A 20,009-nucleotide genomic window follows, 5' to 3' on the forward strand; every position below is an offset into this window, starting at 1 on the left:
GACATCGGCTCCTGGGTGGGCCGACTATCGCGTTCCGGAGGCAGCTGCATGCCCAGGGCGACCACCGCGGTGGTGCTCCGCCGATGACGGTGCGACGTGACCAAGGCATTCACCGGCATCCCAGACCTCAACTGCCGAGCGGCGTCGGCATGATCGAGTCCGCGGCTGCCGTCCCAGCCATCGCCTTGCCGGCGTTCGCGTCTGTATGCGGGCCTGTCAGTCCGCACCTGTACAACTGCCCTATGCGGCGCGCGAGCGGGGGCAAGCGGATCAGCAGCTCGCATGTGATCGGTGAGGCCGGCATCGCACTCATCGCCCTGCGGACGGCGGAGATGGGTCATGTCTGGCATCAGCGCCAGACAGACGCGGGGATCGACGGCGAGATCGAACTGCGCGACCGGGCAACCGGCGAGGTGCGCAATCTGGTCGTGATGGTTCAGAGCAAGGCCAGCGATCAGCCGTTCCCCGGAGAGACTGATGGGTCCTTCCACTACATCGTGGATGCCCGTGACCTGGAGTACTGGCTCGGCGGCAATGCTCCAGTAATCCTGATTTGCTCCCATCCGCGCAGCCAGGAGGCGTGGTGGGTACACATCAACGCCTGGTTCGATGATCCGGCACGCCAGAAGAGCCGACGGGTTGTCTTCGACAAGGGCGCTCAGGCTTACAACTCCGAAGCGGCCGAAGCCATCGCTCGCTTGGCTGCGCCGGCCGGAAGCGGCATCTATCTAGGCTTAGCGCCTCGCGGCGAGACGATCATCAGCAACTTGCTACCTCTCGAAGCCACACCAGCACGGATCTTCAGTGTGCCGCTTAACGAGACACGTCTGGACCAGTTGGGGCCCGCCCTACGAAAGTCGGGAGTAAGGCGCTCTGACTGGATAGTGCACGGTGGGCAATCGTATTCATTCGGCGACTTTGCCGAGCCGGGATGGGAGCCGTTTCTGTCAGGCGCGGCTGAAAGTCGGCCAGCGGAGGAGTGGCTGGGTAATGAGGACAGCCAAGTTCAGCGCTTGTGTGCGCAGTTGTTGACGCGATCGCTGTTGGATGACCTACATCACGAGCTGGCCTGGCACGGCAAGAAGAAGCTCATCTACTTCAAGGCGACGCGCGACCTACGCCCCAGGACACTGCCAGGTAAGGCCCGCGAGAGGGTCGTGTTCAAGGGCTACCCCAATAAGAAGGACCCGTCTCGCGTGGCGTACTACAGACATTCAGCGCTGCGGCTTGGCTACGTCCATGATGGTGACACCTGGTACGCGCAGCTCGATCCGACATACGTCTTCACAAGCGATGGACGCCGCGACTCTCTGTACGCAGCCGACAATCTGGCCGGTATCCGCAGGCTCGAGAAAGCCGCTGCGGTTGAAGGCAGCGTTCGGATGTGGGCCTCCTACATAAGAGGGGACAAGCGGCGAATCGGGGACCCCGAGCGCACCCTCACCTTTGGTGACCTCCGCGAGTTCGAAGCGGAGTTCGGTATCGACGACAGCGGCTGGAGGGGCCGGCCGCGTTCAAGTGCCGAGGTGTCTGAGGAAGCCGACGTCGAACCAGTCTGGGAGGCCGCAGACGGAAGTGGAGCAACGGACGACGGCGACTGGACGCTGTTGTGATGAGGCTCCGCGTTCTTGCTGAGCCTGAGCTGGAATTTGGGGCCGGAGCCCGGCACATAGATCCTCGTTTCGGTATTGCCGCCTATGGACCTGCAGACAGACTCACCGCCGGCGCGCCGCAGGAGATCCGAGTAGGCGTCGTAGGGCTGCCAAGTGACACGGCGGGACTGCTTGCGTGGCTGGATCGATGTCGAACTTCGATCGACGCGCCATCCGGCAAAGCAGAACGAATGCTGAACTTGTTTCCCTCGTTCCCAGGCTTCTCCGAAGGTGCGGCGTTCTATAGCACGCTTTCCTTCCAGGATCGAGCCGTTAATCACATCCGATTGCGCGACCTGGAGCGACTGCAGGACCTGACTCCAGCGGACGCAGCGAGTCAAGCGGTTGAACTGTATCTCGAGCAGATCCATGCGCTGGTGGAGGATAATTGGTGCAACGTTATAATATGCTGTCGCCCTGACTTGCCGGAGCCGCCCGAGGGGCAGGTCCGGCAATCAGGCGAGGTGAACTTTCGCGATCTCCTCAAGGCGCGTGCCATGACTTTCGGACGGCCGATTCAGGTGATCAAGCGGACTACGTGGGGCGACGCTTCCAAGTCGCCGATCACAGGCGCGAAGGCTGCGCACGGTGGGCGGAGTGTCCAAGACGAAGCCACGCGCGCCTGGAACCTTCATACAGCGCTCTATTATAAGGCGGGCGGTGTGCCATGGCGACTGAGGCGGCAGTCGGCTGATTTGAGTACGTGTTTCGTTGGGGTCGGCTTCTTCCGGAATACTTCGGGAGACAACCTGGAGACCGCAGTCGCTCAGGTCTTCAACCAGCGTGGAGATGGCGTAGTCGTCCGCGGTGGGGTCGCAGCCCTGGGCAAGGACGATCTGCAACCCCACCTGCGCTCTGAAGACGCCTCTGATCTTCTTCAGTCGGCGCTGCAGGCGTTCAGGAGGGAACATAAGACCTTGCCTGCCCGGTGCGTGCTACATAAGACCAGCAGCTTCGACCGCGCTGAAACCGAGGGATTCCGTGCCATTGCCGACCAGGTGTATCTTGATACCTTGGACTTGGTGTGGGTTAGTCGAAGTGAAAGCACCCGCCTCTTCCGCGCCGGAGCTAACAACCCACCACTTCGAGGAACACTTCTAGAGTTGAGCAGGGACCACGGGGTTCTCTACAGTGTGGGAACAGTCCCCTTCTATGGCGCGTATCCGGGTCCTTTCATCCCAGCGCCATTAGGCCTCCGAGTCGCCGACTCGGAACGTCCGCTCGAGGTCATCGGCGAGGAGATTCTTGCTCTGACCAAGATGAACTGGAACCGCACCCAACTAGACGCGCGTGATCCGATCACTCTCCGCACTAGCGCTCAAGTGGGGAACGTTCTTCGTTTTGTTGAGCCGGAGGCTCCGGTTATCGGCAGTTATGCCTATTACATGTGAAGGCGCACCGTTCCGACCCGTGTTGGCCGTGGCGGGCCTCCGCGGCCGCCACCCGGCCTAGGTACAGTCAGGTAGCGACCAGGCACGTTCCCAGCGGCCCTACATCCGTGATGTAGGTCGGCGTGGAGGCCGAGGAGGCAGCGGGCTCCCGACCACCCATGCGGGTGCGCTTGTCTTCTTTTGGGGTATCAGATTGCGAGCCGCTGACCTGCGAATTCACCGTTCGGCGGACGGGACACGCCGGTCAGGCCCCCGGAGTTGTCCACATGGCATGTCAAGATTCACCCCGGAGATACGTCACACCCCGGTCCGTATGGCCGGGGGCCGCGAACCGGGGTGCGTCTACGTGGGGTAGATCGCCGAACGCTAGCAACATGTGTCGCTCTCCACCATGCCGGGGGTCACCCGGGCGAAGGAGAACACCCATATGGCTCAATGCACGGCTCCGCGTGAAGGGCACCGCACCGCGAGTGGGGCGGCGAACTGCCCAGCGTGTAGGGGTGGGAGGTCTTACCGCTCGTCCTACTCCACCTACTCTCGGCCGTCCTACTCGGCGTATCCGTCCTACGGCAGCTCGTCCGGCGTGTCGTCTGGTGGGGGCTCGCGTCGGACCAGGGCAGGCCGGATGGTCTCGTACACCCCCACAGAGTGGCGAACGGTCGAGCCCTACGCCGAGAAGGCGGTGGAGCAGGCCCGGGTCAACCCGGACCGTCGTGACCTCTTCCTGTGCCACGCCTGGGACGACCGGCAGGGCAGCGCCGCCGAGCTTCATGGCCTCCTGAAGACCAACGGTGCGACGGTGTGGTTCAGCGAGGAAGACCTCCCCCTCGGATCCCTGATGATCCGCGAAATTGACAAGGGGCTCCGCAACTCCCGCATCGGAATCGTGTTGGTGACGCCTGCGCTTCTCAAGAGCATCGAGAAGGAGGGCATCGCCGAGAAGGAACTGGCCGTGCTCCTGAACAGCAAGCGCGTCATCCCGGTCACGCACGGGGTCACCTACGAGCAGCTCTTGGACATCAGCCCCATGCTCGCCTCGCACGCCGGTCTCAGCACCAAGGAGTCCTCGCTCGACGACGTCGCCGCCAAGCTCGCTGCGGCAGCCGCTGCCCTGCCCGCCCTCTGAAGCACGCTGGCCCGCGCACGCCCCAAGACGCACCAGCCCCGCACCTGGCAACAGGGGTGCGGGGCTGGTGCGTGTTGACCACTGCCCGGCGACCGGCGAGGTGACGGGCCAGCCTCGACAGTGTCAGCGTCCGGGCGAACAGGGGCGTGAACTGACCGGGTCAACGCGGCATCAAGTACCACCTGCTCGTCGACCGCACCGGGCTGCCGCTCGACGTCGCGATCTCCGGCGCCGGCGTGGTTGCCGTTCTGGTTGCAGCTGGCGCAGTTCGTCGTCGGACGCAGACGTTTGTAGGAGTCCAGAGTTCCAAGCCAGGCGCCCACCGGACGGCGGCGAACCGCCACGAACGCGATCATCACGGCCTGGCAGTGTCGGGGTCGGGAGTTCGAGCCGGCAGCCCCTCTGATCAAGTCGCGGCCGTAGGCCGTCATCGAGCGCCGGCCGATCGCGGTAGACACGTCAAGTAGCCCAGCACCACGTGTTGCAGCGCCTCACATGACGGGTTGGACGAGGTGGTCGTCGACCGTAGGCCAACGCCGGTGGGCGGGGGGCCAGTCGATCTTGGGCCCTCCGAGGGGCGTCCGGGCGGGGCAACCCAGTCTCGACGCTCTGTCGGGCAAGATGCGAAGCGTGACGGGGACCATCCACACTGTCTTGGACCGGCTGCGCAGCGAATCGCTGGACGAGCGGGACAAGGGCAGCAAGTTCGAGCGGCTCATCAGGGCCTACCTGACCTCCGACCCCGAGTGGAAGTCGCGGTTCTCCGACGTCTGGCTGTGGTCGGACTGGCCCGAGCGCGCCGGCCGGCCGGACACCGGCATCGACCTGGTTGCGGCGAACGCCGACGACGGCGGGCTCACCGCGATCCAGTGCAAGTTCTACGCACCGGGTCGCACGGTCGCCAAGGCCGACATCGACTCGTTCGTCTCCGCCTCGGCCTCCTCGCAGTTCACCAGGCGGATTGTGTTCGATACCGCGGCCGGGTGGTCGGTCAACGCCGAGGAGACGCTGGCCGGGGGAGTGGCCCAGCGCGTCGACATCGGGTACCTCGCCGACGCCGCCATCGACTGGGACCAGTTCTCCTGGACGACGCCGGAGATTGTCGTTCCGACGGGCAAGAAGGCGCTGCGCCCGCACCAGCAGGAGGCGCTGGACGACGTCCGCGCCGGGCTCGCCGAGCGCGACCGGGGCCAGCTGGTGATGGCGTGCGGCACCGGGAAGACCTTCACCAGCCTGCGGATCGCGGAGGAGCTGGTCGGCGCCGGCGGGACGGTGCTGTTCCTGGTGCCGAGCATTCAGCTGCTTAGCCAGAGCCTGCGGGAGTGGATGGCCAATGCGGAGGTCGACATCCGTGCGCTCGCGGTCTGTTCCGACGTCCGAGTGGGGCGCCGAGCGCCGTCCGACGACGCCGACCAGCTGCCGATCGACCTGACTGAGCCTGCCTCGACCGACCCGCAGACACTGCTGAGCCGGTTCGAGGCGAGCGCGAACGGCGACGGGCGCATGCGGGTGGTGTTCTCGACCTACCAGTCGATCGACGTGGTCACCCGGGCACAGGAGCTCGGCCTGCCCGCCTTCGACCTGGTCGTCTGCGACGAGGCGCACCGCACCACCGGCGTCACCCTTGCGGACAAGGACGAGTCGGCGTTCGTCCGCATCCACGACGCCGACGCCCTGAAGGCAGCCAAGCGGCTGTACATGACCGCGACCCCGCGCGTGTTCGGCGAGGAGGTCAGGCGCAAGGCGACCGACGCCGACGCGGTCCTCGCCGACATGGGCGACGAAGGCGTCTTCGGCCCGGAGCTGCACCGGCTTGGCTTCGGCCAGGCGGTGGAGGCCGACCTGCTCACCGACTACAAGGTGCTGGTACTGGCTGTCGACGAGAAGTACGTCGCGGAGAACTTCCAACAGGCCATGGCCAACTCCGGCGAGATTCAGCTCGACCAGGCGGCGAAGCTGATCGGCTGCTGGAACGGCCTGGCGAAGCACTTCGGGCCGGTGGCTACCGATGGTGAGGCGCCGGCCGATAAAGTGCCAATGCGGACCGCCGTGGCCTTCGCACAGCACATCAAGGCGTCCAAGGCGGCGGCCGCGGCGTTCCCGGACCTGGCTGACCGGGCGCAGATCGATGCCCCAGAGGATCGGCCGAGGCTGCGCGTCCAGGCCGCCCACGTGGACGGCACGATGGGCGTACACGAGCGCAACGCCCATCTGGCCTGGCTGAAGGAGTCGCACACCACCGGGGTGTGCCGGGTGCTCACCAACGCCCGGTGCCTGTCCGAGGGCGTGGACGTACCGGCGCTGGATGCGGTCCTTTTCCTGACGCCGCGGGGCTCGCAGGTCGACGTCGTGCAGTCGGTCGGCCGGGTAATGCGTAAGGCGCCGGGCAAGGAGCTCGGCTACATCGTGCTGCCGGTGGTGGTGCCCAGCGGCATCGCCCCGGAGGAGGCGCTGCGGGACAACGAGCGATACAAGGTCGTCTGGCAGGTGCTGCAGGCGCTGCGCAGCCACGACGACCGGTTCCACGCGATGGTGAACCAGATCGAGCTGAACAAGCACAAGCCGGACAAGATCGAGATCGTCACGATTACCGATCCCACGGACGGCGACGGCGTGACAGTCCCCGATCCAGACCAGCCGACCCAGAAGTCCACCGAGCAGCTGCTCATGGAGTTCCCGGCCGACGAGTTCCGCGACGCGATGTACGCGCGGATCGTCGCCAAGGTCGGCGAGCGCAGGTATTGGGAGACCTGGGCGAAGGACATCGCCGATATCGCCGCTGCGCACGTCACCCGGATCAAGGGGCTGCTCGCCACGCCTGGGCCGGCGGCCGACGAGTTCGAGCACTTCGTCGCGGGCCTGCGCGGGAACCTGAACGATTCGATCACCGAGGACGCCGCGATCGACATGCTGGCCCAGCACCTCATCACCCGGCCGGTGTTCGAGGCGCTGTTCGCCCACTCCAGCTTCCTGGCCGGCAACCCGGTGGCTCGGACGATGGAGAACATGCTGGCGGTGCTCGATGCGCACGCTGTGGGCGCGGAGAACGAGACGCTCGAGGGTTTCTACGACACCGTACGCAAGCGGGTGGCCGGGGTGGACAACGCGACTGGCAAGCAGCGGGTGCTGGTTGAGCTCTACGACAAGTTCTTCGCCACCGCGTTCCCGAAGACGGTCGCGAAACTTGGCATCGTCTACACCCCGGTGGAGATCGTCGACTTCATCCTGCGCTCGGCCGACGAGGTGCTGCGCGCGGAGTTCGGCGAGGGGCTGACCGACGAGGGCGTGCACGTGCTCGACCCGTTCACCGGCACCGGCACCTTCCTGGTCCGGCTGCTGCAGAGCGGGCTGATTGAGCCGCACGACCTGGCCCGCAAGTACGCCAACGAGCTGCACGCCAACGAGATCCTGCTGCTCGCCTACTACATCGCGGCGGCCAACATCGAGACGACGTACGAGGAGTTGGAGGGGACCCCGACTCCGTTCCCCGGCCTGGTCCTCACCGACAGCTTTCAGTCGTGGGAAGACGACGATCAGCAAGACATCGACGTCATGCCGGAGAACAACGAGCGGCTGGAGCGGCAGAAGCGGCTTCCCATTCAGGTCATCGTCGGGAACCCGCCCTACTCGTCGGGTCAGGACAGCGCCAACGACGACAACGCCAACGAAAAGTACCCGACCCTGGATGCCGCCATCCGCGACACCTACGCCGCCCGGTCGACGGCCACTAACAAGAACTCGCTGTACGACTCGTACATCCGCGCCATCAAGTGGGCCACCCTCCGCATCCAGGATCGCGGCATCGTGGCTTTTGTAACCAACGGCGGTTTTCTCGACTCGAACACCGCGGATGGGATGCGCAAGACGCTCGCCGAGGAGTTCTCCGCTATTTACGTGTTCAACCTGCGCGGCAATCAGCGCACCGCTGGGGAGCAGTCCCGTCGCGAGGGTGGAAAGGTCTTCGGCGGAGGGAGTCGAGCCACGGTGGCCATCACTGTGCTGGTCAAGAAGTCCAGAACCACTGGCCCAGCCACTGTTCAGTACACCGACGTCGGCGACTACCTGACTCGCGAGGCGAAGCTGGCGCGGGTCGCGGAAGCGCGGACTTTCGCGGGCTTGTCGCACCTTGCAATCGTGCCGAACGACCACGGGGACTGGTTGAGCCAGCGCGCCGACGACTTCGGTGCGTTCCTACCGTTCTCCTCAGCGGCCGAGGCCTCGATATTTGGAACCTACGGCCCTGGTCTGCAGAGCAATCGAGATGCTTGGGTCTACAACTCGAGCCAGCAACGGCTGTCGCAACACATGCAGGTTGCGGCGGATACCTACGCTAAGGCGTTGGCCGGAGAACCGACGAATGACCTTCGCCTCATCAAATGGTCGTCATCCTTGTCGGCCCGTCTGCAGCGCAGGGAATCAATCCTGTTCGACTCCGGCAAACCGGTGACCGCGCTGTACCGCCCTTTCGAGCGAACGTTTCGCTATCCGGACATTCGGTGGGCGCATCGACCTGGGATCGTCCCGCGAACCTTTCCTACGTCCACCGCAGCGAACTTCGGTGTTGTGGTGACCGGTGTCTCTTCTCATGCTCCGTTCACACCGCTCATGGTTGACCTTGAGCCGAACCAGCACGTCGTCGACACCATGCAGTTCTTCGCGCGCTGGCGGTACGAGAAGGTCGACGACACGGGGATGTTCGACGTAAACGATGGAGAGGTGATCGACGGTTACCGGCGGATCGACAACATCACCGATGAGGCGCTGGCCACGTTCACCGCGGCCTACCCCGGGGAGTCGATCAGCAAGGACGACATCTTTCACTACGTCTACGGACTGCTGCACTCGCCGGAGTACCGGGAGACCTACGCCGCGGACCTGAAGAAGATGCTGCCGCGCGTCCCGTTCGCCAAGGACTTCCGTGCCTTCGCCGACGCAGGTAAGCAGCTGGCCGCGCTGCACCTGGGCTACGAGACCGTCGAGCCGCACCCGCTGGAGGGGCTTGACCTCTCCGGTCCCGGTGGCGAGGCGGACTACAGGTTCTTCGCCGTCGGAGACAAGAAGATGACCTTCGGCAAGCCGACCGCGGAGCAGAAGGCTGCGGGGCTGCGACACGACCGGTCGGTGATCCAGTTCAACGACCGGATCACCCTGCGCGGCATCCCGGAAGAGGCGTACCGGTACACGCTGGGCAGCCGCTCGGCCATCGAGTGGATCATTGACCGTTACTGGGTGAAGACCGACAAGGCGTCGGGCATCGTGAACGACCCCAACGACTGGTCCCGCGAAGTGGGCGATGCGCGCTACATCGTTGACCTGCTAGCACGCATCGTCAGGGTTTCCTTGGAGACGATCACGGTGGTGGACTCGCTGCCCCCGCTTGATGTCCGCCACGGCGGGTGAACGACACGGGACGGCCAGGCCGCGACCGCGGTGCGCCGGTCGCTCCCGATGCGGGCACAGGCCAGCCACGAGATGACACCTGGCCGCCCGTACCCGTCGTCGCTGTTGGGCCGGCGGCCCGTGCCCGGAAGCTGCACGATGTCGAGGTCATCCGCGGCCGGGCCGTGCCTTCGGCGTGCCTTTCGCGTGCCTTAAGCACCGGCCAAAGCCGGTCGTCAGGGGGCAGCAGGGGTCAGCACCCATAAGGCACGGGAGCGGCCCCAACGCCGCGCTGAGCTGCACAGACGAGCAAATCTGCTGGTCAGTGCGTGGAGCGGGTGACCGGGATCGAACCGGCATGGCCAGCTTGGAAGGCTGGGGCTCTACCATTGAGCTACACCCGCGGAGGGACGCACGCGTCCTGCTCCCGGGCAGCCTAACCGGTCGCCTCCCGCTGCCGCCGGCACCGGTCGACGCCGCGGGCGCAACCCCTCCACGCCGGAGCGGCCCGTGCCAGGCTGCGCCCCATGGGTGCCGCGGCCGACGCGTACGACGAGGCGCTGCGGGCCGCGGCCGAGCACGCCCGGTCCTGGCTGCACGAGCTGCCCGACCGGCGGGTGCCCCCGGCCGCGACCGCGGACGAGGTCCGGGCCCGCGCCCTCGAGCTGCTGAGCCAGCCGCCGGCCGGCGCGGCCCAGGTCGTCGACGAGCTCGCCGCCCTCGCCGAGCCGGGGCTGATGGCGATCAACTCCGGCCGGTTCTTCGGCTGGGTCATGGGCGGGGTGCTCCCGGCGTCGCTGGGCGCGGACTGGCTGGTCAGCAGCTGGGACCAGAACACCGGCATGCGCGCGGCCACCCCAGGCGTCGCCGGCGTCGAGGAGGCCGCGGGGGAGTGGCTGGTGCACCTGCTCGGCCTGCCGGCCGGCAGCGCGGTCGGCTTCTCCACCGGTGCGACGACGGCGAACACGTCGTGCCTGGCCGCCGGCCGGCACGCGGTGCTGACCGGCGCCGGGTGGGCCGTGGAGGAGGAGGGGCTGGCCGGCGGCCCGCGGGTCCGGGTGCTCGTCGGTGCGGACAGCCACGTCTCGGTGGACCTGGCGCTGCGCTACCTGGGGCTGGGCCGGCCGGAGCAGGTCGCCGTCGACGACCAGGGGCGGCTGCGGACCGACGCCCTGGCCCGCGCCCTCGACGGCGCGCCCGCCGGCACCCCCACGATCGTCTGCCTGCAGGCGGGCAACCTGCACTCGGGTGCGTTCGACCCGCTCGGGGACGCCGCCGACCTCGCGCACCGGCACGGCGCCTGGGTGCACGTCGACGGGGCGTTCGGCCTGTGGGCCGCGGCCTCACCCGCGCTGGCGCACCTCGTCGGCGGGCTGGACCGGGCCGACTCGTGGGCCACCGACGCGCACAAGACGCTCAACGTGCCCTACGACTGCGGCGTCGCCGTCGTGCGCGACCCGGCGCTGATGCGCGCCGCGCTGGGCGTCCGGACCAGCTACCTGCTGAGCAGCGACGTCACCGACCCGGTCGACGTGACGGTGGAGATGTCCCGGCGGGCCCGGGGCGTGCCGGTCTGGGCGGCGCTGCGGTCGCTGGGTCAGGCGGGCGTGGCCGCGCTCGTCGACCGGCTGGTCGAGCACGCGCAGGCGCTGGCCCGGGGCCTGGCCGGCCTGGACGGCGCGGCGGTCCTCAACGACGTCGTCTACACCCAGGTCTGCGTCAGCTTCGGCAGCGACGAGCGCACCGCGGCGGTCACCGCTGCGGTGATCTCCGACGGGACGGTGTGGATGTCGGGCTCCCGGTGGGCCGGCCGGGCCGTGCTCCGGGTCTCGGTGAGCAACTGGTCGACCGACGCGGCCGACGTCGAGGCGTCCGTCGACGCGGTGCGCCGGGCCGTGGCCGCGGTCGACGGCCGACGTCGCGGCACGGGGACGCCGCCCGCCCCCTAGACTCGCAGCGGCCACGGGGTGTGGCGCAGCTTGGTAGCGCACCCGCTTTGGGAGCGGGGGGCCGTGGGTTCAAATCCCGCCACCCCGACACACGACCGACATCTCTAGACTCGTGGCGAGCTGCGATGCCGTGTGCGTCGCGCCCGTCGTCCGTCCCCCTTCCAGAGGAGCGCTGCACAGTGAAGAGCACCATCGAGAACCTGGGCCCGACCCGGGTCCGGCTCGCGATCGAGGTGCCGTGGAGCGACCTGGACCACGCCTTCGGTGAGGTCTACAAGGAGCTGGGCAAGCAGGTCCGCGTCCCCGGCTTCCGCCCCGGCAAGGTCCCCAACCGCGTCCTCGACCAGCGCATCGGCCGCCCCGTCGTCCTCGAGCAGGTCGTCCAGCACGCCGTCCCCGAGGTCTACTCCGAGGCGATCCGGGAGAACCAGGTCCGGGTGATCAGCCAGCCCGAGGTCGAGGTGACCCGGATCGACGACGGCGAGGCCCTCGCCTTCACCGCCGAGGTCGACGTCGCCCCCACCCTCGAGCTGCCCCCGCTGGACTCCCTCGCGGTCACCGTCGACGACGTCGAGGTCACCGACGAGGAGATCGACGCGCAGGTGTCGGTCATGCGCGAGCGCTTCGCCACCCTGACCGGGGTCGAGCGCGCCGCCGCCGAGGGCGACTACGTCTCCATCGACCTGGAGGCCACGCTCAACGGCGAGGTCCTCGAGGACGGCAGCACCACCGGCATGTCCTACGAGGTCGGCTCGGGCGGCCTGATGGCCGGCCTCGACGAGGCCGTCACCGGTCTGTCCGCCGACGAGAGCGCCACCTTCCAGACCGCGCTGCTGTCCGGTGACGACGCCGGCGAGCTGGCCGACGTCACCGTCACCGTGCGCTCGGTCAAGGCCAAGGAGCTCCCCGAGCTGGACGACGAGTTCGCCTCCATCGCCAGCGAGTTCGACACGCTGGCCGAGCTGCGCGAGGACGTCCGCACCCGGCTGTCCCGCACCAAGGTGCTGCAGCAGGGCGCCGAGGCCCGCGACAAGCTGGTCGAGCACCTCATCGAGGTCATCGAGGTGCCGGTGCCGGAGAACATGGTCGAGCAGGAGCTCGCCTGGCGCGGTCAGGCCATGGAGCGCGAGCTCCAGCAGGCCGGCATGGACTGGGACGCCTACTTCACCGCCGCCGGGATCGAGGGCGGCCGCGAGGCCTACGACGCCGAGCTGCGGGAGAACGTCGAGAAGGCGGTCAAGACCCAGTTCATCCTCGACTCGATCGCCGACGCCCGTGAGGTGACCGTCGACAACGAGGACCTCTCCGCGCAGATCATGGCGCAGGCCCAGCGCAACCGGGTCAGCCCCGAGCAGTACGCGCAGCAGCTGCAGCAGGGCAACAACATCGCCGACTTCGTCGCCGACGTCCGCCGCACCAAGGCCCTCGCGCAGCTGCTCGACGAGACCACGATCACCGACGCGTCGGGCAACGTCGTCGACCTGGAGGCGCTGCGCCCGCGCACCGTCGCCGCGGCCGGCGACGACGTCCCGGAGGAGGTCGCCGGCGGTGACGTCGCCGACGACGACGCCGACAACGAGGCCGAGGGTGGTGCCACCGACACCGTCGTGACCGACGCCGAGGCCGCCGTCGACGACGCCGAGGGCAGCACCGCCAAGGCCTGACGGCCCCGAGGCACCACCGCGCCGCCCGTACCCCTGCTGGGGTGCGGGCGGCGCTGTCGTCCCCGGGGTCCGCGCCGCTGCGCCCACGGCGAACACCGGCCCCGACCGGGAGGAAGCCGTCGGGGGTGCGCGTTAGGGTCGACGTGACGACGAAGCGATCCCCGAGGCCGCACTGACGACCAGCAGCCAGAGGCCGTCCGCGGCGTCGGCACACACCCCCCGACCACCGGCCAACCCGTTCCACGAGACCGACTGCACCGCAGTCCTACGGAGGTCACCGCACCCGTGAGCACCCCACTGATCACCCCCGGCGCGCCGATGATGCGCGGCGGCGGCTCGATGATGAACCTCAACGACTCGGTCTACGAGCGGCTCCTGCGTGAGCGGATCATCTTCCTCGGCAGCCAGGTCGACGACGTGATCGCCAACCAGCTGGCCGCGCAGATGCTGCTGCTGTCCGCCGAGGACCCCAAGCGCGACATCCACCTGTACATCAACTCGCCCGGTGGCTCGGTCACCGCGGGCATGGCGATCTACGACACGATGCAGTTCATCGACTGCGACGTCGCCACCTACGCGATGGGCCTGGCCGCCTCGATGGGCCAGTTCCTGCTCACCGCGGGCACCAAGGGCAAGCGGTACTCGCTGCCGCACACGCGGATCCTGATGCACCAGCCCTCGGCCGGCGTCGGCGGCACCGCCTCCGACATCGCGATCCAGGCCGAGCTGTTCCGCAGCACCAAGCAGGAGCTCAACCGCCTCCAGGCGCTGCACACCGGGCAGACCGCGGAGCGGATCAACGAGGACTCCGACCGCGACCGCTGGTTCACCGCGCAGGAGGCCCTCGAGTACGGCTTCGTCGACCACGTCGTGACCCGCGCCGACACCATGACCGAGACCGACAACCCGGTCACCGACGGACCGGAGAAGTGACCATGAGCGACTTCCAGATGCCCTCCAGCCGCTACATCCTGCCCTCCTTCGTGGAGCGCACGAGCTACGGCATGAAGGAGTCCAACCCGTACAACAAGCTCTTCGAGGAGCGCATCATCTTCCTCGGGGTGCAGGTCGACGACGCGTCGGCCAACGACGTGATGGCGCAGCTCATCACGCTGGAGTCCAACGACCCCGACCGCGACATCACCATGTACATCAACTCGCCCGGTGGCTCGTTCACCGCGCTCACGGCGATCTACGACACGATGATGTTCGTCCGTCCCGACATCCAGACCGTCTGCATGGGCCAGGCCGCCTCCGCGGCCGCCGTCCTGCTCGCGGCCGGGACCCCGGGCAAGCGGCTCGCGCTGCCCTACTCCCGGGTGCTCATCCACCAGCCCTCCGGTGAGGCGGGTGGCCAGGTCACCGACCTGGAGATCCACGCCCGGGAGATCGAGCGGGTGCGCACGCTGATGGAGGCCATCCTGGCCCGGCACACCGGCCAGACCCAGGAGCAGGTCCGCAAGGACATCGACCGGGACAAGATCCTCACGGCCCAGGAGGCCAAGGACTACGGGATCGTCGACCAGGTCATCGCCAGCCGGAAGCTCAACGCGCTCCCGGCTGCCTGATGCAGTGACGGTGCGGCCGGGGGCGCATTCCGGGCCCCCGGCCCGTACCGTTCTCCCAACCCGTCCGGCGGTCGGCGCGAGCCTCCGCCGGGTCACGGGGGAGGTGCGAGGCAGGTGTTGCGAGCCGGGCGAACCGGGTGCGTCAGTTCCCGGGAACGTCGGTCCGGCCGGGTAGGTTCGGAGGACGCCCGACTCCCCGGTCAGACCGCAGGGACGCAGGGGACGCCGGGTCCGAGGGCGTCGACGAGGGCAACGACAAGGCACGTACCAGGGGCAACGGCTCAGCCGTCCCACTCGAGGTGGAGGTCAGCCAGGTGGCACGTATCGGTGAGAGCGGCGACCTGCTCAAGTGCTCGTTCTGCGGCAAGAGCCAGAAGCAGGTCAAGAAGCTCATCGCGGGCCCTGGGGTGTACATCTGCGATGAGTGCATCGACCTCTGCAACGAGATCATCGAGGAGGAGCTCTCGGAGTCGTCGGACCTCAAGTTCGACGAGCTGCCGAAGCCCAAGGAGATCCACGACTTCCTCGAGCAGTACGTCATCGGCCAGGACCAGGCCAAGCGCACCCTCGCGGTCGCGGTCTACAACCACTACAAGCGGATCCAGGCCGGCGGTGAGCGCGGCAGCCGGGACGAGGGTGTCGAGCTCGCCAAGTCCAACATCCTGCTGATGGGCCCGACCGGGTGCGGCAAGACGCACCTGGCCCAGACCCTCGCCCGGATGCTGAACGTGCCCTTCGCCATCGCCGACGCCACCGCGCTGACCGAGGCCGGGTACGTCGGTGAGGACGTCGAGAACATCCTGCTGAAGCTGATCCAGGCCGCGGACTACGACGTCAAGCGCGCCGAGACCGGGATCATCTACATCGACGAGGTCGACAAGATCGCCCGCAAGAGCGAGAACCCGTCGATCACCCGGGACGTCTCCGGCGAGGGCGTGCAGCAGGCGCTGCTGAAGATCCTCGAGGGGACGACGGCCTCGGTGCCGCCGCAGGGCGGTCGCAAGCACCCGCACCAGGAGTTCATCCAGATCGACACCACCAACGTGCTGTTCATCGTGGGTGGCGCCTTCGCCGGCCTGGACCAGGTGATCGAGGCCCGCACCGGCAAGCAGGGCATCGGCTTCGGCGCCGAGGTCCGCGGCAAGGCCGAGATCGAGGAGGCCAACGCCTTCGCCCAGGTCATGCCCGAGGACCTGCTGAAGTTCGGGATGATCCCCGAGTTCATCGGCCGGCTGCCGGTGATCACCAGCGTGCAGAAGCTGGACCGCGAGGCACTGATCAACATCCTCACCGAGCCGAAGAACGCCCTGGTGCGCCAGTACCGCCGGCTGTTCGAGCTCGACGGGGTGGAGCTCGAGTTCACCGACGACGCGCTGGAGTCGATCGCCGACCAGGCCATCCTGCGCGGCACCGGTGCCCGCGGGCTCCGGGCGATCATGGAGGAGGTCCTGCAGTCGGTCATGTACGACATCCCCAGCCGCGAGGACGTCGCCACCGTGGTCATCACCCAGGACGTCGTCCTGCAGCACGTGAACCCGACGATCGTCCCGCGCAAGCCCGCCCGCGCCCCCCGCGAGAAGTCGGCGTGATCGGCTGACCTTCGTACGCCAGTGGCCCGGAACCCTCGAGGTTCCGGGCCACTGGCGTTCGGCGGTCCAGACGACCGCGGACCACGGCCTCGATCTCGCGTCGGCACGCTGACGGCTCACCGGTCAGCCGGCGGTAGCTGTAGCGCAGCGAGATCCACCCGAGCGTGGCCAGCGCGGTGTCCTTGCGCATGTCCCGCTCCCGGTCCTCCCGGCTGCTGTGGTACCGGTGCCCGTCCAGCTCGACGCCGACCCTCGCGCCGACGTAGGCGGCGTCGAGGTCGACGTACCGGCCGTCGGGCAGGAACACGCGGTGCTGCTGCACGGGCGCGGGGATGCCGGGGATGTGCAGCACGTGGGTGACCCCGAAGATCTCCAGTTCGCTCTGGCAGCCTGCCTCGACCAGGTCGAGCAGGGCACCCAACGCGGCCCGGCCCGCGTGCACCGGCTGCCCGTCCGACTGCTCCCGCACCTGCGGCACGGAGACGTCACGCCGGCGAACGGCGTCGATCACCAGCTGCCGGACCAGCGGTCGCTCGGCACCGGCACGGGGGTTCGTCCGCGGGGCGTGGGCCCAGCCCCAGGCGTCCACCAGGCTCCGGGCCACGGGCAGCCGCGGGGTGGAGGTCCCCTCCGTGCGCCCGATCGGCCGGGTGGTGCGGTGGGCGACGACGCCGGCTGCCCCGCGCGGCCACCGGTCGGCCGGCACGGTCACGTGCACCGGACCAGGCGGTGCCGCCGTCAGGAGGCCGGCGGCGGTGAGCGCGGACAGGTGGCTGAGCGGCGCTCGCGTCCAGAGGGTGGCTGCGCTGGCCCGCACCTGCCAGTCGTCGATCCGGTCGGGCAGGGCCACCACGCCGGGGTGCACCAGCACGAGCGCACCGGAGCTGAGCCACCGGTTGACGCTGGTCGAGCTGGTCGCCAGGGCCAGGTCGTCCCGACGGCCGACACCGGCGGGCAGCAGAGGAGGGAGGGCGTGCACGACGGCAGGCTGCCGGATCGGCGGCCTCCGCCGCTGGCCCCCTGTGGACGGCTGGAGTTGTGGACCTCAGCGGCCCAGAACCGGTGGGGTTCTGGGCCGCTGGGGTCCGACGGTCAGGCGTCGGGGGTCTCGGCGAGGACGACGTCGACGGTCAGCGGGCCGTCGCCGGCGACCACGGTGAGCGACTCGATCCGGCCGGCCGCGGTGAGGTCGCGGCGGGCGGCCTCGACCAGCGCCACCTGCGCCTCCGGGGCGGTCACCACGGCCGAGGCGACGTCGGCCCGCATCGACTGCTTGGCCTCGGACTTGGCCTTGCGGACCGCGGCCAGCGCCTCGGCGGCCACCGCGGGCACCGCCCGGTCACCACCGGTCGGCAGCTCGGTCGCGGTCGGCCACAGCGCCCGGTGCACCGAGCCGCTCTGCCACCACGACCAGACCTCCTCGGTGACGAACGGCAGCACCGGCGCGAGCAGCCGCAGCTGCACCGACAGCGCCAGCGCCAGCGTCGCCTGGGCCGAGCGGGCCCCGTCGTCGGAGGCGTAGGCGCGGGTCTTCACCAGCTCCACGTAGTCGTCGCAGAACGACCAGAAGAACGCCTCGGTGACCTCGAGGGCCCGGGTGTAGTTGTAGGCGTCCATCGCGGCGGTCGCCTCGTCGACGACGGCCGCCAGGGAGCTGAGCAGCCCGGCGTCGATCGGCTCGGTGACCGCGTCGGCCGTCAGCGCGGCCGAGGCGCCCAGGCCCAGCACGAACTTGCCGACGTTGAGCAGCTTGATGGCCAGCCGGCGGCCGACCTTCATCTGCGCCTCGTCGAAGGGGGAGTCCGCCCCCGGTCGGGCGCCGGCCGCCCGCCAGCGCACCGCGTCGGTGCCGTAGCGCTCCAGCACGTCGATCGGCGTGGTCGCGTTGCCCTTGGACTTGCTCATCTTCTTGCGGTCGGGGTCGACCACGAAGCCGGAGATGGTGGCGTGGGTCCAGGGCACGGTGCCGTGCTCGAAGTGCGCCCGGACGACGGTGGAGAACAGCCAGGTCCGGATGATGTCGTGCGCCTGGGGCCGCTGGTCCATCGGGAAGACGTGCGCGAACAGCTCGGGGTCGGTGTCCCAGCCCGAGGCCACCTGCGGCGACAGCGAGGAGGTGGCCCAGGTGTCCATGACGTCGGGGTCGGCGATGAACCCGCCGGGCACGCCGCGCTGGGACTCCTCGAAGCCCTCCGGGACGTCGGAGGACGGGTCGACCGGCAGCGCCGACTCCGGCGCCAGCAGCGGCGCGGAGTAGTCCGGCTCGCCCTCGGCGTCCAGGCGGTACCAGACCGGGAAGGGGACGCCGAAGAACCGCTGGCGGCTGACCAGCCAGTCGCCGTTGAGGCCCTCGACCCAGTTCTCGTAGCGGTGCCGCATGTGCTCGGGCACCCACTGGATCTCCCGGCCGCGCTCGACGAGCGCCGCGCGCAGGTCGGCGTCCCGGCCGCCGTTGCGGATGTACCACTGCCGGGTGGTGACGATCTCCAGCGGGCGCTCGCCCTTCTCGAAGAACTTCACCGGGTGGGTGATCGGCTTGGGGTCGCCGACCAGGTCGCCGGACTCGCGCAGCAGCTCCACGATGCGGGCCTGCGCGCTGAAGGAGGTCTTGCCGGCCAGCTCGGCGTAGACGTCGGCGGGCACGTCGGCCGGCGGCTCGGCGACGAAGCGGCCGTCCCAGCCGATGACGGCGCGGGTCGGCAGCTGCAGCTCCCGCCACCAGGTGACGTCGTTGAGGTCGCCGAAGGTGCAGATCATCGCGATGCCCGAGCCCTTGTCCGGCTCGGCCAGCCGGTGCGCGACCACGGGGACCTCGACGCCGAACAGCGGCGTCCGGACGGTCTTCCCGAACAGCGGCTGGTACCGCTCGTCGTCGGGGTGCGCGACCAGGGCGACGCAGGCCGGCAGCAGCTCCGGCCGGGTGGTCTCGATGAACACCGGGCCCTCGGGGCCGGCGAAGGCGATCCGGTGGTAGGCCCCGGGGCGCTCCCGGTCCTCCAGCTCGGCCTGGGCGACCGCCGTGCGGAAGGTGACGTCCCAGAGGGTCGGCGCCTCCTGGGCGTAGGCCTCGCCGCGGGCCAGGTTGTGCAGGAACATCCGCTGCGCGGTGGCGCGGGAGGTCTCCGAGATCGTCCGGTAGACCCCCGACCAGTCGACCGAGAGGCCGACCCGGCGCCAGAGCTTCTCGAACTCCGCCTCGTCGACGGCGGTCAGCCGCTCGCACAGCTCGACGAAGTTGCGCCGGGAGATCGGCAGCTGGTCCTTGCCCGGCTTCTCCGGGGGCTGGAAGCCCTCGTCGTAGGGGAGCGAGGGGTCGCAGCGGACGCCGTAGAAGTTCTGCACCCGGCGCTCGGTCGGCAGGCCGTTGTCGTCCCAGCCCATCGGGTAGAAGACGTGCTTGCCGCGCATCCGCTGGTAGCGGGCGACGATGTCGGTGTGGGTGTAGCTGAACACGTGGCCGACGTGCAGCGACCCGCTCGCCGTGGGCGGCGGGGTGTCGATCGCGTAGGTCTCCGAGCGCGGGGCGGCGAGCGCGGCGGCCCGGTCGAAGGCGTAGGTGTCGCCCTCGGCCCAGCGGGTGACCCACTTGTCCTCGAGGCCGTCGAGGGTGGGCTTCTCGGGTACGACGGCCCCGACTCCCGGGGCCGTGCTCTCCAGGGCTGAGGTGTCGGCTGCCATGACTGGCATCCTA

General features: G+C 68.8%; 11 protein-coding genes and 2 tRNA genes. 10 read left to right on the forward strand and 3 right to left on the reverse strand.

Features of this window, described 5'->3' with window-relative positions:
- Positions 1 to 149 precede the first annotated feature (149 nt).
- The 4 genes from MODMU_RS08160 to MODMU_RS08170 all read left to right on the forward strand — a co-directional run bounded on the left by MODMU_RS08160 (position 150) and on the right by MODMU_RS08170 (position 9,569).
- On the forward strand, positions 150 to 1,613 hold the full coding sequence (locus tag MODMU_RS08160; RefSeq protein WP_014739742.1) for a DUF4365 domain-containing protein: 1,464 nt from the start codon (positions 150 to 152) through the stop codon (positions 1,611 to 1,613).
- Complete coding sequence (locus tag MODMU_RS28395; RefSeq protein WP_014739743.1) at positions 1,613 to 3,043, forward strand: argonaute/piwi family protein; 1,431 nt, start codon at positions 1,613 to 1,615, stop codon at positions 3,041 to 3,043. Before MODMU_RS08160 ends, MODMU_RS28395 begins: the two co-directional genes overlap by 1 nt.
- A gap of 625 nt (positions 3,044 to 3,668) precedes the next feature.
- Positions 3,669 to 4,169, forward strand: coding sequence for a toll/interleukin-1 receptor domain-containing protein (locus tag MODMU_RS08165; RefSeq protein WP_014739744.1), 501 nt, complete (start codon positions 3,669 to 3,671; stop codon positions 4,167 to 4,169).
- Positions 4,170 to 4,790: 621 nt separating this feature from the next.
- Entirely contained in the window at positions 4,791 to 9,569 is a 4,779-nt protein-coding gene (locus MODMU_RS08170) for a DEAD/DEAH box helicase (RefSeq protein WP_041796231.1), read from the forward strand.
- Between the two features lie 309 nt (positions 9,570 to 9,878).
- On the opposite strand, the gene MODMU_RS08175 is transcribed toward MODMU_RS08170, so the two are convergent.
- Positions 9,879 to 9,952, reverse strand: a tRNA-Gly gene (locus tag MODMU_RS08175).
- A 123-nt stretch (positions 9,953 to 10,075) separates the two neighbouring features.
- Here MODMU_RS08175 and MODMU_RS08180 point away from each other — a divergent pair.
- From MODMU_RS08180 to clpX, 6 genes are all read left to right on the forward strand, one after another.
- Positions 10,076 to 11,497 (forward strand): pyridoxal phosphate-dependent decarboxylase family protein, encoded by a 1,422-nt coding sequence (locus MODMU_RS08180; protein WP_014739746.1) that lies wholly within the window; start codon positions 10,076 to 10,078, stop codon positions 11,495 to 11,497.
- Positions 11,498 to 11,511: 14 nt separating this feature from the next.
- Positions 11,512 to 11,585, forward strand: a tRNA-Pro gene (locus MODMU_RS08185).
- 91 nt (positions 11,586 to 11,676) lie between these two features.
- Positions 11,677 to 13,161, forward strand: a complete 1,485-nt coding sequence (tig, locus tag MODMU_RS08190; protein WP_014739747.1) for a trigger factor — start codon at positions 11,677 to 11,679, stop codon at positions 13,159 to 13,161.
- 285 nt (positions 13,162 to 13,446) lie between these two features.
- Positions 13,447 to 14,094, forward strand: a complete 648-nt coding sequence (locus tag MODMU_RS08195) for an ATP-dependent Clp protease proteolytic subunit (RefSeq protein WP_014739748.1) — start codon at positions 13,447 to 13,449, stop codon at positions 14,092 to 14,094.
- A gap of 2 nt (positions 14,095 to 14,096) precedes the next feature.
- The gene (locus MODMU_RS08200) at positions 14,097 to 14,729 is read left to right on the forward strand and encodes an ATP-dependent Clp protease proteolytic subunit (protein ID WP_014739749.1); all 633 of its coding nucleotides are present in this window, start codon (positions 14,097 to 14,099) and stop codon (positions 14,727 to 14,729) included.
- 314 nt (positions 14,730 to 15,043) lie between these two features.
- Positions 15,044 to 16,318, forward strand: a complete 1,275-nt coding sequence (gene clpX, locus MODMU_RS08205) for an ATP-dependent Clp protease ATP-binding subunit ClpX (RefSeq protein WP_014739750.1) — start codon at positions 15,044 to 15,046, stop codon at positions 16,316 to 16,318.
- Here the strand turns inward: clpX and MODMU_RS08210 are convergent.
- Complete coding sequence (locus MODMU_RS08210) at positions 16,233 to 17,297, reverse strand: DUF559 domain-containing protein (RefSeq protein WP_014739751.1); 1,065 nt, start codon at positions 17,295 to 17,297, stop codon at positions 16,233 to 16,235. The genes clpX and MODMU_RS08210 overlap by 86 nt on opposite strands.
- A 113-nt stretch (positions 17,298 to 17,410) precedes the next feature.
- Positions 17,411 to 19,996, reverse strand: coding sequence for a valine--tRNA ligase (gene valS / locus MODMU_RS08215; RefSeq protein ID WP_014739752.1), 2,586 nt, complete (start codon positions 19,994 to 19,996; stop codon positions 17,411 to 17,413).
- Positions 19,997 to 20,009: the final 13 nt, after the last annotated feature.

This window comes from Modestobacter italicus, assembly GCF_000306785.1.
Classification (GTDB): Bacteria; Actinomycetota; Actinomycetes; order Mycobacteriales; family Geodermatophilaceae; genus Modestobacter; species Modestobacter italicus.